The organism is Bradyrhizobium sp. 23AC (assembly GCF_054863025.1).
The window spans coordinates 188,278-201,163 of record NZ_JAVAYN010000014.1; the positions used below are offsets into that span (position 1 = coordinate 188,278).

The 12,886-nt window shown below is 65.5% G+C and carries 13 protein-coding genes; 8 read left to right on the top strand and 5 right to left on the bottom strand.

The window, feature by feature from the left end; genetic code table 11:
• Positions 1–10: 10 nt before the first annotated feature.
• Genes RAD10_RS28155 through RAD10_RS28165 form a run of 3 tightly spaced genes read right to left on the bottom strand, consistent with a single transcriptional unit; the run spans position 11 to position 2,378 of the window.
• Positions 11–1,390, bottom strand: a complete 1,380-nt coding sequence (locus RAD10_RS28155) for a sensor histidine kinase (protein WP_461620043.1) — start codon at positions 1,388–1,390, stop codon at positions 11–13.
• The gene (locus tag RAD10_RS28160; RefSeq protein ID WP_461620044.1) at positions 1,387–2,052 is read right to left on the bottom strand and encodes a response regulator transcription factor; all 666 of its coding nucleotides are present in this window, start codon (positions 2,050–2,052) and stop codon (positions 1,387–1,389) included. The genes RAD10_RS28155 and RAD10_RS28160 overlap by 4 nt, the downstream gene beginning before the upstream one ends.
• Positions 2,052–2,378 (bottom strand): PepSY domain-containing protein, encoded by a 327-nt coding sequence (locus RAD10_RS28165; protein WP_461620045.1) that lies wholly within the window; start codon positions 2,376–2,378, stop codon positions 2,052–2,054. The genes RAD10_RS28160 and RAD10_RS28165 overlap by 1 nt, the downstream gene beginning before the upstream one ends.
• Positions 2,379–2,511: 133 nt before the next feature.
• On the opposite strand from RAD10_RS28165, the gene RAD10_RS28170 reads away from it, so the two are divergent.
• The 5 genes from RAD10_RS28170 to RAD10_RS28190 all read left to right on the top strand — a co-directional run bounded on the left by RAD10_RS28170 (position 2,512) and on the right by RAD10_RS28190 (position 8,600).
• Complete coding sequence (locus RAD10_RS28170) at positions 2,512–2,787, top strand: PepSY domain-containing protein (RefSeq protein WP_212244727.1); 276 nt, start codon at positions 2,512–2,514, stop codon at positions 2,785–2,787.
• Positions 2,788–2,798: 11 nt separating this feature from the next.
• Positions 2,799–3,362 (top strand): cytochrome b/b6 domain-containing protein, encoded by a 564-nt coding sequence (locus RAD10_RS28175; protein ID WP_461620046.1) that lies wholly within the window; start codon positions 2,799–2,801, stop codon positions 3,360–3,362.
• A 721-nt stretch (positions 3,363–4,083) separates the two neighbouring features.
• The gene (locus RAD10_RS28180) at positions 4,084–5,217 is read left to right on the top strand and encodes an efflux RND transporter periplasmic adaptor subunit (RefSeq protein ID WP_461620080.1); all 1,134 of its coding nucleotides are present in this window, start codon (positions 4,084–4,086) and stop codon (positions 5,215–5,217) included.
• Complete coding sequence (locus RAD10_RS28185) at positions 5,218–8,292, top strand: efflux RND transporter permease subunit (protein ID WP_461620047.1); 3,075 nt, start codon at positions 5,218–5,220, stop codon at positions 8,290–8,292.
• Positions 8,289–8,600, top strand: coding sequence for a DUF3240 family protein (locus RAD10_RS28190; protein ID WP_461620048.1), 312 nt, complete (start codon positions 8,289–8,291; stop codon positions 8,598–8,600). Before RAD10_RS28185 ends, RAD10_RS28190 begins: the two co-directional genes overlap by 4 nt.
• A gap of 6 nt (positions 8,601–8,606) precedes the next feature.
• Here the strand turns inward: RAD10_RS28190 and RAD10_RS28195 are convergent, their stop codons facing one another.
• Together RAD10_RS28195 and ndk are read right to left on the bottom strand one after the other, a co-directional pair.
• The gene (locus RAD10_RS28195; RefSeq protein WP_461620049.1) at positions 8,607–9,467 is read right to left on the bottom strand and encodes a TerC family protein; all 861 of its coding nucleotides are present in this window, start codon (positions 9,465–9,467) and stop codon (positions 8,607–8,609) included.
• Positions 9,468–9,511: 44 nt separating this feature from the next.
• Entirely contained in the window at positions 9,512–9,934 is a 423-nt protein-coding gene (ndk, locus tag RAD10_RS28200; protein WP_018317541.1) for a nucleoside-diphosphate kinase, read from the bottom strand.
• A gap of 313 nt (positions 9,935–10,247) precedes the next feature.
• On the opposite strand from ndk, the gene RAD10_RS28205 reads away from it, so the two are divergent.
• The 3 genes from RAD10_RS28205 (at position 10,248) to RAD10_RS28215 (ending at position 12,834) form a co-directional block, all read left to right on the top strand.
• Positions 10,248–10,523 carry a sulfur globule protein precursor gene (locus tag RAD10_RS28205; protein WP_461620050.1) on the top strand — a complete coding sequence of 92 codons (276 nt, stop codon included), beginning with the start codon at positions 10,248–10,250 and terminating at the stop codon, positions 10,521–10,523.
• 219 nt (positions 10,524–10,742) lie between these two features.
• Entirely contained in the window at positions 10,743–10,916 is a 174-nt protein-coding gene (locus RAD10_RS28210) for a hypothetical protein (protein ID WP_018317543.1), read from the top strand.
• Positions 10,917–10,968: 52 nt separating this feature from the next.
• On the top strand, positions 10,969–12,834 hold the full coding sequence (locus tag RAD10_RS28215) for an ABC-F family ATP-binding cassette domain-containing protein (RefSeq protein ID WP_461620051.1): 1,866 nt from the start codon (positions 10,969–10,971) through the stop codon (positions 12,832–12,834).
• Positions 12,835–12,886 lie beyond the last annotated feature (52 nt).

Here is a 12,886-nt window from a genome sequence, read left to right on the forward strand (position 1 = left end):
GGCCGGGTCTTCAACCAGCAGCAGCCGTTCGATCGCGGCTGCCCTCTGGCGCGATGACGGCTTTCAGTCCGCCGAGCTCGGAATCGGTGAGGACGAGCTGCCATCCATAGGCACTGAGCACGTCCTGAACGATCGCGAGGCCGAGACCGGCGCCCTCGCCGCGCTCATCCAGTCTCGCACCACGTTCGAGCACCCGTGCACGCTCGGCGGCCGCGATGCCGGGACCATCGTCCTCGACCGTAATCGCCGGCTCCGCAATGGCATCCGCACCAATGCGCACCTGGCTCTTGGCGTGACGGGCGGCATTTTCCAGGAGATTGCCCAGCACTTCGGCCAGATCGGTGCGATCAAGCGGCACGCTCGGCTCGCCCCTTAAGCAGGCCTTGAATTCCAGCCGCTGCGCAGTGGGCGTGCGCGCGAGCGTCAGTATCAGGGACTCGACAAGCGGTCTGAGCGGCGTGGAAATATCACCACGCTGTCGTGCCGCGCCCCGCGCCCGGGCGCGTGCGAGCTCGCGGTCGACATGACGGCTCATCGCATCGGCGACAGCTTCGATAGCCTTGGCGACGTCCTGCTCACCTCGCTGACGCAAAAGCGCGACATCGGCCACGAGCGCGGCGAGCGGCGTCTTCAGCCCATGAGCCAAGTCAGCGGCGCGGCTGCGCGAACGCTCGATCTCGCCTTCCTGGACGTCGATCAGATTGTTCACCTCTTCCACCAGCGGCTTCACCTCGGCAGGGACGTCGACGGGGAGATGCTTACGCTGGCCTGAGCGGACGTCGGCGACGCCACGGCGAAGTGCATCGAGCGGACGTAGGCCCAGTCCGACCTGGATCGAGGTGGCCGCCGCCAGCACCAGACCAAGCAGGCCGAGCGCCAGCGCCAGATCCCTGGCGAATTGCGCGGCGGCGACCGCCACGCGGGCAAGATCGGCCGCCACCGCGACGCGCACCGGAACGCGGCGGTCGCCCACGGTGAGCAGCACGCGGCGTTCACTGACCAGAAGCCGCGCGTTCGCCGGCCCAGGGATGACGTGACGGTGCAATTCGCGAGGCGACGGCTCATCCTGCGGCAGGTCCAACGCCGTGTCCCACAGCGAACGCGAACGCAGCACCTGACCGCCATCGTCCGATACCTGCCAGTACAAGCCCGAAAGGGGATCGGCAAAACGCGGGTCGGCCGGCGGCCGGCCCACCACCAGCTTGCCCTGCGCATCGACGTCGATACCCGCAACGAGTTGCTTCAAATAGATGTCGAGGTCACTGCCGATTGTGCGCGTGACGTGGCGTTCGAACAGCAACGTCAGCCCGGCACCGGCAATGGTCAGCGCGATCAGGATAGCCACACCCCCGCCGGCCACCAGTCGCAGCCGCAACGAGCCCCAGCTCACGGCGCCGTCTCCGGTATCAGATAGCCGAAGCCGCGCCTGGTCTCGATTAGATCGGCGCCGAGCTTCTTGCGCACCCGGCCGACCAGCACCTCGAGCGCGTTCGACTCGTGGTCCTCGCCGTGGCCATAGACGTTTTCGTCGAGCTCGTGCTGCGACACCACACGGCCGCGGTGGTGCAAGAGAAAGGCGATCAGGCGATATTCCAACGGCGACAACGCGACGGGCACGCCGCGCAGCGTCACCTTCATCTGACGCTCGTCGAGTTCGACGTCGCCAGCGACGATCCGTGAGGAGGCATGGCCCGCCGAGCGGCGCACGATCGAGCGCAGCCGCGCCAGCAATTCCTCCATGCGGAACGGCTTGGGCAGGTAATCGTCGGCGCCCGCGTCGATACCATCGACGCGCTCGGCCCAGCTGCCGCGCGCCGTCAGGATTAGCACCGGCATGGACCGTCCGTTCGCGCGCCAGCGCTTGAGCACCGCCAGGCCGTCCATGTCGGGCAAGCCGAGATCGAGGATGACAGCGCCGTAGTCCTCGGTATCACCGCGGAACCAGGCTTCCTCGCCGTTGCGGACGATCTCGACCACATAGCCGGCCGCTTGTAACGCCCTCTCCACATCGGCCGCGATCCGTCGGTCGTCCTCCACGAGCAGCAGGCGCATCACTTCTCCTTGACGCGTTCGATCTCGCCGCTGCGCGCATCGACGTACACCTCGTAGAGGCGGCCCTTGTCATCGACGACGCGAAATTCGTAGATCCAGCGGCCACGCTCGCGCTCTATCTCCACGCCGGCAACCTCCCCCGGCAGCTTGCCGCGAATAGATGCGAGAATATCGGCGAGTGGCTTGATCTCGCCCGCCTCGACTGCGCGGCGAACGGCGTCGGGCGCACCTTTATCGTGGCCGCCTGCTGCGGCAGGCACCGGCGCGAGCAGGACGGCTGCCAGCAATGGCACCGCGAGGAATCCCAGGAAGCTGGCGGGCTGCATTCACAAAGAATGCCCTAATCGACCTGACAGAACGCTGACGTGGATCAACAGGTGGCCGTCAGGGCTCTTCTGCCAGTGTCCGTACATCGCCTCGCCGCATGACGCGGCCGGGCGCCACAAGCCGGAGAGAACCATGCGCAAGATCACCATCTTCACCGCAACCGCCGCTTTGCTCGCAACTGCCGCGACTGCTCATGCCGGCAGCCTCGGGCGCCCCTGCACTGCAGCGCCGCAGACAAGCTGGCTGCCGCTCGAACAACTGCAGGCCAAAGTCGAAGCCCAGGGCTACAAAGTTCAGAAGGCCAAGCTCAAGAATGCCTGCGGCGAACTCTACACCATCGACAAGTCCGGCAGCCGGGTCGAATTGTTCGTCGATCCGACCAGCGGCCAGATCGTCGGTCAGCTGTAAGGGGCCCCACCATGAGCGCAATTCACGACGCGATCGTGGCCGGCGGCGAGAAGCCGCCGGCCACCGTCAAGGTCTGGGACCCCTTTGTGCGCGTGTTCCATTGGTCGCTGGCCGGACTGTTTCTGGTCGCTTATGCGACCGGTGACGCAATCGAGAATGTCCATATCGCCGCCGGCTACACGATTGCGGGGTTGCTCGCGCTACGGATTTTGTGGGGCATCGTGGGGCCGCGCCATGCGCGCTTCCGCGACTTCGTCCGCTGGCCGCGCGCGGTGCTCGCCTACATGCGGGACGTGGCGCTGCTGAGGGCGCCGCGCTATCTCGGCCACAATCCTGCCGGCGGCGCGATGGTCGTGGCGCTGATCGTCATGCTGATCGGCACCTGCACCACCGGTTACATGATGACGACCGGCGGCTTCTGGGGAGCAAAATGGGTTGAAGAGGTCCATGAGGCGTTCGCCAACCTCACGATCGGCCTCGTCGTCGTGCATATGCTTGGCGTCCTCGTGGCGAGCTTCGAGCACCGCGAGAGCCTGGTGAAAGCGATGATCACCGGAAGGAAGCGTCCATCGTGAGCGAGCCACGGGACGAAAGGTTCTCATGTGCAAACGCTCATCTGCCGACAAATCGGCTTCCGTTCCACCACAGCGTGCGGCTCGCGCCCCTCCCGTCCACGACTTCAACGACGGCCTGATCGTGGGAAGAAGACAGCCGAACGTCATGAGCGTGCACGGAGAGCACACGTCTGTAACGTCCGCTTTTCGAGACATACACCTCGTGCAGGCACCCTGCGGACCCGCAATAAACTGCCCTGTTGCGGCAACGAAAATCGTCAAAATGGAGAGCCAGGAATTGAGCGCCCGGCACGGTCAAATAAAGAGCAAAGCGTTGGGCAGCGGCGATTGGCGCGCCGCACGCGGCATCCCATTTCCGCACGTCCGCTCGGATTTCAGGCGGCAGCATTTCGATGTGCGCAGAACTCCAGGGGTCTTGCGCCGTTCCGCTATGGGAGAGTGCCGGCTGCACGAGCCCAACCAGCGCGACAAAGCCGGTTGCCAGGATCGACGCGAATCTTGTTGGTCTCACGGCCGCCTCTCCGAAGGATGCAAAGCCAGCCTAGCTTCCCGGGCTGGGACGGAATTGAGCAAGATCAACCGAAGCCCTCCCGGGACGGCGAGCAGCCTTCCAAAGTGGTGGGCCCGCTTGAGACAGATCAACGCCCCAACGCGCTGGTGGGTTAAGCGAAACCTGCGATCGAGCAGCGCTTCGCTCGCCGGCGAATGCGGGACATTCCTCATGCGAGTCCGCCACGGACCTCTCCTTCTCACCTTCTCTGGCGGCACGCTCGCTCGTACGCTCATCGCCATTGCATTGAGCTTGTTATCTTCCGTGTTGATGGCACAGGACGAAGTGAAGCTCAGCGATGCGCAGGCGCGCAATCTCGGGGTGCGCGTGACCCATCCGGTCGCGAGCCGGACCGATCTGACGCTGCCCTATCCCGTCCAGATCGTCATCCCGACGCAGCAATTGTGGGTCGTCAGCGCGCCGGTGGCCGGCATGGTCGCCAATCTCCTGGTCGGGCGCGGTGACCGCGCCATGGCCGGCCAGCCGCTGGTCACACTGGAGAGTCCGAGCTTCGTCTCCCAGCAACGCGACTATCTGCACGCGATCGCGCAGGAGCACCTCGCCAGCCAGCAGCTCAATCGCAACGTGGATCTGTTCGAAGGCAAGGCCGTGCCGCAACGCGTGCTCGAGGCCAGCCAGGCCGAAGCGCGCCAGGCCGCCCTCGTCGTCGCCGAACGGCGCCAGATGCTGCATCTGAGCGGGATGTCCGACGATGCAATCTCGCGCCTGGCCCAACAAGCGGCAATCAGCGGGATGCTCACGGTCTATGCACCGCAAGCCGCGTCCGTGGTCGAGCTCGCAGTGTCACCAGGGCAGCGGCTCGAACAATCCGCACCGCTCGTCAAGTTGGCGCGGCTCTCGCCGCTATGGGCAGAAATCGCGGTCCCTGCCGCCAATATTCGAGCGATCCGTACCGGCGCTAAAGTCGAGATCGAGGGCTATTCCACCCCGGGCAAGGTCGTGTTGGTCTCAGAGACCATCGATCCTGCCACCCAGACTATTCTGGTTCGCGCGGAAGTCCCCAACGACGGCGAGCTGCATCCCGGCCAGACCACCGCGGCCCGCATCGGATTTCTCTCGACCGGCGAAAGCGCCTGGGAGATCCCTTACAGCGGGCTGGTCCGGCGGGGCGAGCAAACGTCGGTCTTCGTCGCCTTTGACGGCGGCTTCCGGCTGGTGCCGGTCAAGCTGCTTGCGGAAGATCAGGACCATGTGGTCGTAGCGGGCGCCGTCTCGGACCGGGATGAGATCGCGATCGGCGGCATCTTGGCGCTTCGCGGCATCCTCTCCGGACTGGGGCAGTAAATGCTCCGGCGCCTGGTTGCGTTCGCACTGTCGCAGCGACTGTTCGTCATGCTCGGCGTGCTGCTGGTGATCGGCGCCGGCGCTGTCCTCCTGCCCGGCTTGCCGATCGATGCCTTTCCTGACGTTTCGCCGGTTCAGGTCAAGGTCATCATGAAGGCGGCGGGCCTCACTCCCGAAGAGGTCGAGCAGCGCATCACCGTTCCCGTCGAGCTCGAACTGCTCGGATTGCCGAACAAGAAGGTGCTTCGTTCGACCACGAAATACGCGCTGGCAGACATCACCGTCGATTTCGAGGACGGCACCGACATCTACTGGGCGCGCAACCAGGTCTCGGAGCGGCTGTCGAACATCTCGCGCGATTTCCCCGACGGGGTGAGCGGCGGTCTGGCGCCGATCACGAGCCCTCTCGGCGAGATGTTCATGTTCACGATCGACAGTCCCGAGCTATCGCTTGCGGAACGCCGCACCCTGCTCGATTGGGTGATCCGCCCGGCCTTGCGGACCGTCCCCGGCGTTGCGGACGTCAATGCGCTCGGCGGCTATGTCCGCGCCTTCGAGATCGTGCCGCGCAACGATGCGCTGGCCGCGCGCGGCATCACCTACGATGTGTTTCGCCGGGCCATCGAAGCCAACAGCCGCAACGACGGCGCCGGGCGGGTGAACCAAGGCGAGGACAGCGCCCTGGTCCGGATCGAAGGCAGCATCCGCTCGATCGAGGACATCAAGGCCATCGTCGTCGACACCCGCGAGGGCGTGCCGATCCTGGTCAACGACGTCGCGAGCGTCAAAGTCGGGACGCTGACCCGCTATGGCGCCGTCACGGCGGACGGCCGCGGCGAAACCGTCGAGGGACTGGTCCTCGGCTTGCGCGGCGCCAACGCGGGTCAGCTGATCCGTGACGTGCGTGCTCGGCTCGCGGAACTGCAACCCTCGCTGCCGAAGAGCGTGTCGATCAACGTGTTCTATGACCGCAGCCGCCTGGTCAACCGCGCCGTCGGCACCGTGGTGCGGGCCCTCGGCGAGGCCACCGCCCTCGTCATCGTCCTTCTGCTGCTCTTCCTCGGCAACTGGCGGGCCTCGCTGGTGATCGCGCTCAGCCTGCCGCTTGCCATCGTCATCGCCTTGATCGTCATGCGCGTGGTGGGAATGTCGGCCAACCTGATGAGCCTCGGCGGACTTGCGATCGCGATCGGCATGCTGATCGACGCGCTGGTCGTCGTGGTTGAGAACATCGTCGGCAACCTCGGCAAGCACGAGCCGGGCAAGGCCACTCCGCTGATCCACCTGGTTTACCGTTCGGTCTGCGAAGTCCTGGAGCCGGTCGCCTCGGGCGTGCTCATCATCATCATCGTGTTCGTCCCGTTGCTGACGCTGCAAGGGTTGGAGGGCAAGCTGTTCATCCCGGTCGCGCTGGCCATCATCTTCGCGCTGGCCGGTTCGCTCCTGCTGGCGCTCACCGTGATCCCGGTCGCAACCTCCTTCGTGCTCAAGTCGGCGTCACATCGCGATCCCCTGCTGGTACGCGCGGCCCAACGGGTCTACGCGCCGGCACTGGACTGGGCCCTCAACAACGAGCGCAAGGTGATGGCTGCGGCGCTGATCGGCCTCGTCGCGGCAGGCTTCGCCTATACCCAGCTCGGCAAGACCTTCATGCCGACCATGGATGAAGGCGACGTCATCGTCAGCGTGGAGACGCTTCCGTCCGTCAACCTCGACGAGTCGCTTGCAATGAATGCAAGACTCCAGACCGCGCTTCTGGCCGTGCCTGATATTGCCGGCATCGTCGCGCGAACCGGGTCGGACGAGCTCGGCCTCGACCCCATGGGCCCCAACCAGACCGACACGTTCCTCGTGCTCAAGCCGGCCGCCGAGCGCGCGACCGACAATCGCGAGGCCCTGCTGCAGAAGCTTCGCGAGGTCCTCACCGGCTTCCCCGGCATTTCGCTCAGCTTCACCCAGCCCATCGACATGCGTGTGCAGGAGATGATCAGCGGCGTGCGCGGTGACGTCGCCGTCAAGATCTTCGGCCCCGACATCGCCAAGCTGAACGAAACCGCGGCAAAGCTGTCAGCGATCCTGTCCAGCATCGACGGTGCCGAGGACGTCTACACCACGCTGAATGAAGGCGCTCAATACTACACGGTTGCGGTCAACCGCATGGAGGCCGGCCGCCTCGGCCTGACCGTGGATTCTATCGTCAACTCGCTGCGGACGCAGATCGAGGGCCGGACCATCGGGACCGCGCTCGAGGACGGACGCCGCACGCCGATCCTCATCCGGGGCAGCGAGACGACGCGGGAAGCGCCGACGCTGCTGGCGAGCCTGCCGCTCACGCTCGCCTCCGGACGGCACGTCGCGCTGTCGCAGGTCGCCCGCATCCAGCGCGTGGACGGCCCGGTGAAGATCGACCGCGAGGACGGCGCCCGCATGAGCGTGGTGCGCGCCAACGTCCGCGGTCGCGACATGGTCGGCTTCGTCGAAGCGGCCCGCCAGAAGGTCGCGACCGAACTCCCGCTGCCCAGCGGTTACCGGCTGACCTGGGGCGGGCAGTTCGAGAACCAGCAACGCGCCGCCGCGCGCCTATCCGTCGTGGTTCCCGTCGCGATCGGCCTGATCTTCGTGCTGCTCTTCACAACATTCGGTGCCATCCGCCAGGCCCTGCTGGTGCTGGTCAACATCCCGTTCGCCCTGATCGGGGGCGTCTTCGCCCTGGTCGTGACGGGCGAGTATCTGTCGGTGCCGGCTTCGGTCGGATTCATCGCGCTGCTCGGCATCGCCGTGCTCAACGGCGTCGTGCTGGTCTCCTACTTCAATCAGCTCCGCGCCCACGGCCTTGCCGAGGATCGCATCGTCGTCGAAGGCGCCATGCGCAGGCTTCGCCCCGTGCTGATGACCGCGAGCATCACGGCGCTGGGCTTGATCCCGCTGCTGTTCGCCTCCGGCCCGGGTTCCGAAGTACAGCGACCGCTCGCAATCGTCGTAATCGGAGGACTGCTGTCCTCCACCCTGCTCACCCTGATTCTCCTGCCGATCCTGTATCGCCGCTATGGCGGATCGTCGAAGGTGGCCAAATGATCGAGCAGCCGGTCTGTCTGACGCTGATTGTGCCGCATCTCCTGCGCGAGGAGGTGTTCGACTATCTCGCTGAGCAGACCGACCTGGTTTCGGGATTCACGGCATCGCACGGAGCCGGTCACGGCACTGAGATCCGCTTGCATACGGCCGCCGAACGCGTGAAAGGCCACGCCGATCAGGCTGTCGTGCAGGTGGTGCTCGCAGGGACAGATGCCGGCCGCTTGCTCGACCGTCTGCGGGTTTCGTTCGCCGGAACCAAGCTGGTCTACTGGACGATACCCGTGACGGAACTCGGCACGATCGACTGAGCGGGCCTACTCCGCCGACGCCCTGGCGTGCCGCTCGGACGATTCCAGTGCGGCGGCGGTCAGCTTGCGGCGGCGCCAGATGGTGCCGACCACCAGCACGACGATGACGCCGAGCGCTGCGCAGAAATATTCGCCGCCCGCCCCGCCATGGCCGAATTGCGGAGGGATGCGCAAGGCGCCGAGCATGCTGTCCAGCGAGGCGCCGAACGGGCCGTCGAACAGCGAGTGCAGCTTGGGCGCGACGCCGGGATCGGTCGCCATCACCTCGCCCGCGATCCAGCCGAGCAGCGCAGCACCCGCCCAGACCAGCACCGGCAGCTTTTCGAGCAGCGCCATGATCAGCGCCGCACCGGCGACGATCAGCGGCACGCTGATGGCAAGGCCGAGGATCAGGAGCGGCACGCTGCCATTGGCGGCGGCGGCGACCGCAATGACGTTGTCGAGCGACATGACGATGTCGGCGACCACGACGATTTGGATGGCCTGCCACAGATGCGAGGCCGCGTCGACGTCGTCGTCCTCGTCATGCTCCGGCACCAGGAGCTTGGCCGCGATCACGATCAGCGCGAGTCCGCCGATCAGCTTGAGGTACGGCAGCTCCATCAGGGTTGCGACGATGCCGGTGAAGATGATCCGCAGCAGCACCGCGGCGCCGGCACCGAAGATCATGCCCCACAGGCGGTGTCGCGGCGAGAGGCCGCGGCAGGCGAGCGCGATCACCAGCGCGTTGTCACCGGACAAAAGGATGTTGATCCAGATGATCTTGCCGACCGCAATCCAGAAGGTCGGTTCGGCCATCTCGTTGCGAAACTGGGTGAAGAATGCCCCGATCGTCGCGGGATCGAAGATCTGCCAGAGCCAGCTCACAATACGTCCTTTCGCCCCGTCGATTTAAATTATCAGCCGATGGATCAGCCGACGATCTCGTTGCCCGAGAAGAACTGCGCGATCTCGATCGCGGCAGTCTCCGGCGCATCCGAGCCGTGCGCGGAATTCTCGCCGATCGACTTGGCGTAGAGCTTGCGGATGGTGCCGTCGGCGGCCTTCGACGGATCGGTCGCGCCCATCGCGTCGCGGTACTTGGCAATGGCGTTCTCGGCTTCCAGCACCTGGACGACGACCGGGCCCGAGGTCATGAACTCGACGAGCTCGCCGAAGAACGGCCGCGCCTTGTGGACGGCATAGAAGGTCTCGGCCTGTTCCTTGGTCATGCGGATGCGCTTCTGCGCGACGATGCGCAGGCCCGCCTTTTCGATCACGGCGTTGACGGCGCCGGTCAGGTTACGCGCGGTCGCGTCGGGCTTGATGATCGAGAAAGTGCGTTCGATGGCCATAATCTTGTCCTTGGGAAGAAAAGCGGTGGTTCGGAGTTGCCGGGCTTATATCGGCGCCTTTGCCATCCGGCAAGCGATCGCCGGTATGACGTCACAGGCGCTTCGCCGCAGGACCGGACCCTGCGGTTTCAACCTGGATTACGACAATTTCACCCAGATGAACCCAATCTGAAGCCCCTGTCAGGATTCGGTTCAGCCTCGCTGGCGTAGGGTTGGGCCCATCGAAACCAAAGCCTCCTCCCGAGGCGGACCGTTTCGGCGGCCTTTCCATCGGACGCGATAGCCCCGCGCCGGCAGTTTTGAGGAGATCACCATGTTGAGGAAACTTTCGCTTGCCGCTGTCGCTGCGGTTGCGCTGGGTGCCGCGCTGGCGCCGACCTCGGCTTCCGCCCACTGGCACGGTGGCGGCCCGGGCTGGCACGGCGGCGGCGGTGGCTGGCACGGCGGCGGTGGCTGGCACCGCGGCCACGGCTGGGGCGGTCCGCGCTTCTATGCCCCCGTCTCCTACGGTTATGGCGGCTGCTATGTGCGCCGGCTGGTCCCGACCCCCTGGGGACCCCGCTGGCGGATGATCAACCGCTGCTACTGAGCCCGACAGCACCTTGACTTAAAGGCTACCGACCCCCCACGGTTGCCTTCCAAGAGAAGCCCCGGCGATCCCCCGCCGGGGCTTCGCATTTTGGGTGTATATAGCGTGATACATACAATTTTGACGAGAATGCCGGCAATGCCCCAAAAACGGCGAAACCATTTTGGGGGCCAATGACTTGGTACCGTGTCCTTACTTTGAGCACACGGAACCTGCGCAATGGCTGGCCTTTTTGCCAATGACAGCGAACAGATCGATCGGCGGACCAGCCGCTCGATTTGCGATGCGGTGGGCGAACGGCTCCAGCAGAGCCTGCGTCCCGAACCCCAGCTCCCGACCCATCTCGAGCAACTCATGAACGAGCTGAGGCAGCGCGACCGCGACTCGCACTGAGCGGCTGCGAAAAACGGGTTGCGTTCGACGCGCCTTGCGGTGACAAGGCCGCATGCTTGCGATCACCGATCTCTCCCTCCGCCTCGCCGGACGCCTTCTGATTGACCAGAGTTCCGTGCAGATCACGCCGGGATCGCGCGTCGGCCTGGTCGGACGCAACGGCACCGGCAAGTCGACGCTGTTCAAGGTGATCCGCGGCGAGCTCGCGGCCGAGCACGGCTCGGTGACCCTGCCTCCGCGCTGGAGCGTCGGCAGCCTCGCCCAGGAAGCCCCGAACGGACCCGAAAGCCTGATCTCCGTTGTGCTCAAGGCCGACCTCGAACGCGACGCGCTGCTCACTGAAGCCGAAAGCGCGATCGATCCGCACCGGATCGCCGAGATCCAGACCCGCCTGGTCGACATCGACGCGCATTCGGCGCCGAGCCGTGCCGCCGCGATCCTCTCCGGTCTCGGCTTCTCCGCCGCCGATCAGCTCCGCCCCTGCGCCGAATTCTCCGGCGGCTGGCGCATGCGCGTCGCGCTCGCCGCGACCCTGTTCGCAGCCCCCGACCTGTTGCTGCTCGACGAGCCCACCAACTATCTCGACCTCGAGGGAACGTTGTGGCTGGAGGATCACCTCGCGCACTATCCGCGCACGGTGATCGTGATCAGCCACGACCGCGATCTCCTCGAAAGCTCGGTCGACCAGATCCTGCATCTGGAGCGCGGCAAGCTCACGCTCTACAAGGGCACCTATTCCTCGTTCGAAGAGCAGCGCGCCGCGCGCGAGCTGCTCGATGCCAAGCAGGTCAAGCGCCAGGAGGCCGAGCGCGCCCGCCTGCAGGCCTTCGTCGACCGCTTCAAGGCCAAGGCCTCGAAAGCCCGCCAGGCACAGTCTCGCGTGAAGATGCTGGAACGGCTGAAGCCGATCACGGCGCTGGTCACCGAGGACGTGCGCGAGATCAGCTTTCCCGCCCCGGAGAAAATCCTGTCGCCGCCGATCATCGCCGTCGACAACGCATCCGTCGGTTACGATCCGGCAACGCCCGTGCTCGGCCGTGTCACCTTGCGCATCGACAATGACGACCGCATCGCCCTGCTCGGCTCCAACGGCAACGGCAAGTCGACGCTCGTCAAACTGCTCGCAGGCCGCCTCGCGCCGTTCTCCGGCAAGGTGACGCGTGCTGACAAGCTGTCGATCGCGTATTTCGCGCAGCATCAGCTCGACGAATTGAACGAAGACGGATCCGCCTACGACCACGTCCGCAAGCTGATGGGCGGCGATGCGCCCGAGGCCAAGGTCCGCGCCCGCGCCGGCGCGATCGGTTTTTCGGGCAAGGCGGCCGACACCAAAGTCGGAAAACTCTCCGGCGGCGAGAAGGCGCGGCTGCTGCTGGGCCTTGCGACCTTCTTCGGCCCCAACATGATCATCCTGGACGAGCCGACCAACCATCTCGACATCGACAGCCGCGCCGCGCTTGCCGAAGCCATCAACGAATTCCCCGGCGCCGTCATCATGGTCTCGCACGATCGCTATCTGATCGAGGCCTGTGCCGACCGGCTTTGGATCGTCGCCGACCGCACCGTCACCAATTACGACGGCGACCTCGACGAATACCGCCGCCTGGTGCTGTCCGCGCGCAACGGCGAGCCCGCCCCGCGCGAACGCAGTGCGCCAAGCGAAAAGCCGCAGCGGGCTAGGTCCGACAATCGCGGCTCGCTGAAGAAGCGCATCACCGAGGCCGAAGCCGAGATCGCCCGCGTCAGCGACATCATCACCAAGATCGACACGGCCCTCGCCCTGCCAGATATTTTTACGCGCGATCCCAAGCAGGCCGCACAGCTATCAAAGGCGCGCGCCAACGCCGCCGATGCGCTGGCGCGCGCGGAGGAGCAGTGGCTCGAGGCAAGCACGCAGTTCGACGAGGCTGCGGGCTGAATCCAAATCTGGAAAACAACCCCATGCACAGTAGCGGTAATTGATCACCCTG

Bases quoted from the DNA above. Each gene is read 5' to 3' on its own strand.
- RAD10_RS28210 (WP_018317543.1), top strand. From the start codon at position 10,743: ATGGCTGGCCTTTTTGCCAATGACAGCGAACAGATCGATCGGCGGACC.
- RAD10_RS28190 (WP_461620048.1), top strand. From the start codon at position 8,289: ATGATCGAGCAGCCGGTCTGTCTGACGCTGATTGTGCCGCATCTCCTG.
- RAD10_RS28215 (WP_461620051.1), top strand. From the start codon at position 10,969: ATGCTTGCGATCACCGATCTCTCCCTCCGCCTCGCCGGACGCCTTCTG.
- RAD10_RS28170 (WP_212244727.1), top strand. From the start codon at position 2,512: ATGCGCAAGATCACCATCTTCACCGCAACCGCCGCTTTGCTCGCAACT.
- RAD10_RS28160 (WP_461620044.1), bottom strand. From the start codon at position 2,052: ATGCGCCTGCTGCTCGTGGAGGACGACCGACGGATCGCGGCCGATGTG.
- RAD10_RS28165 (WP_461620045.1), bottom strand. From the start codon at position 2,378: ATGCAGCCCGCCAGCTTCCTGGGATTCCTCGCGGTGCCATTGCTGGCA.
- RAD10_RS28175 (WP_461620046.1), top strand. From the start codon at position 2,799: ATGAGCGCAATTCACGACGCGATCGTGGCCGGCGGCGAGAAGCCGCCG.
- RAD10_RS28185 (WP_461620047.1), top strand. From the start codon at position 5,218: ATGCTCCGGCGCCTGGTTGCGTTCGCACTGTCGCAGCGACTGTTCGTC.
- RAD10_RS28180 (WP_461620080.1), top strand. From the start codon at position 4,084: ATGCGAGTCCGCCACGGACCTCTCCTTCTCACCTTCTCTGGCGGCACG.
- ndk (WP_018317541.1), bottom strand. From the start codon at position 9,934: ATGGCCATCGAACGCACTTTCTCGATCATCAAGCCCGACGCGACCGCG.
- RAD10_RS28205 (WP_461620050.1), top strand. From the start codon at position 10,248: ATGTTGAGGAAACTTTCGCTTGCCGCTGTCGCTGCGGTTGCGCTGGGT.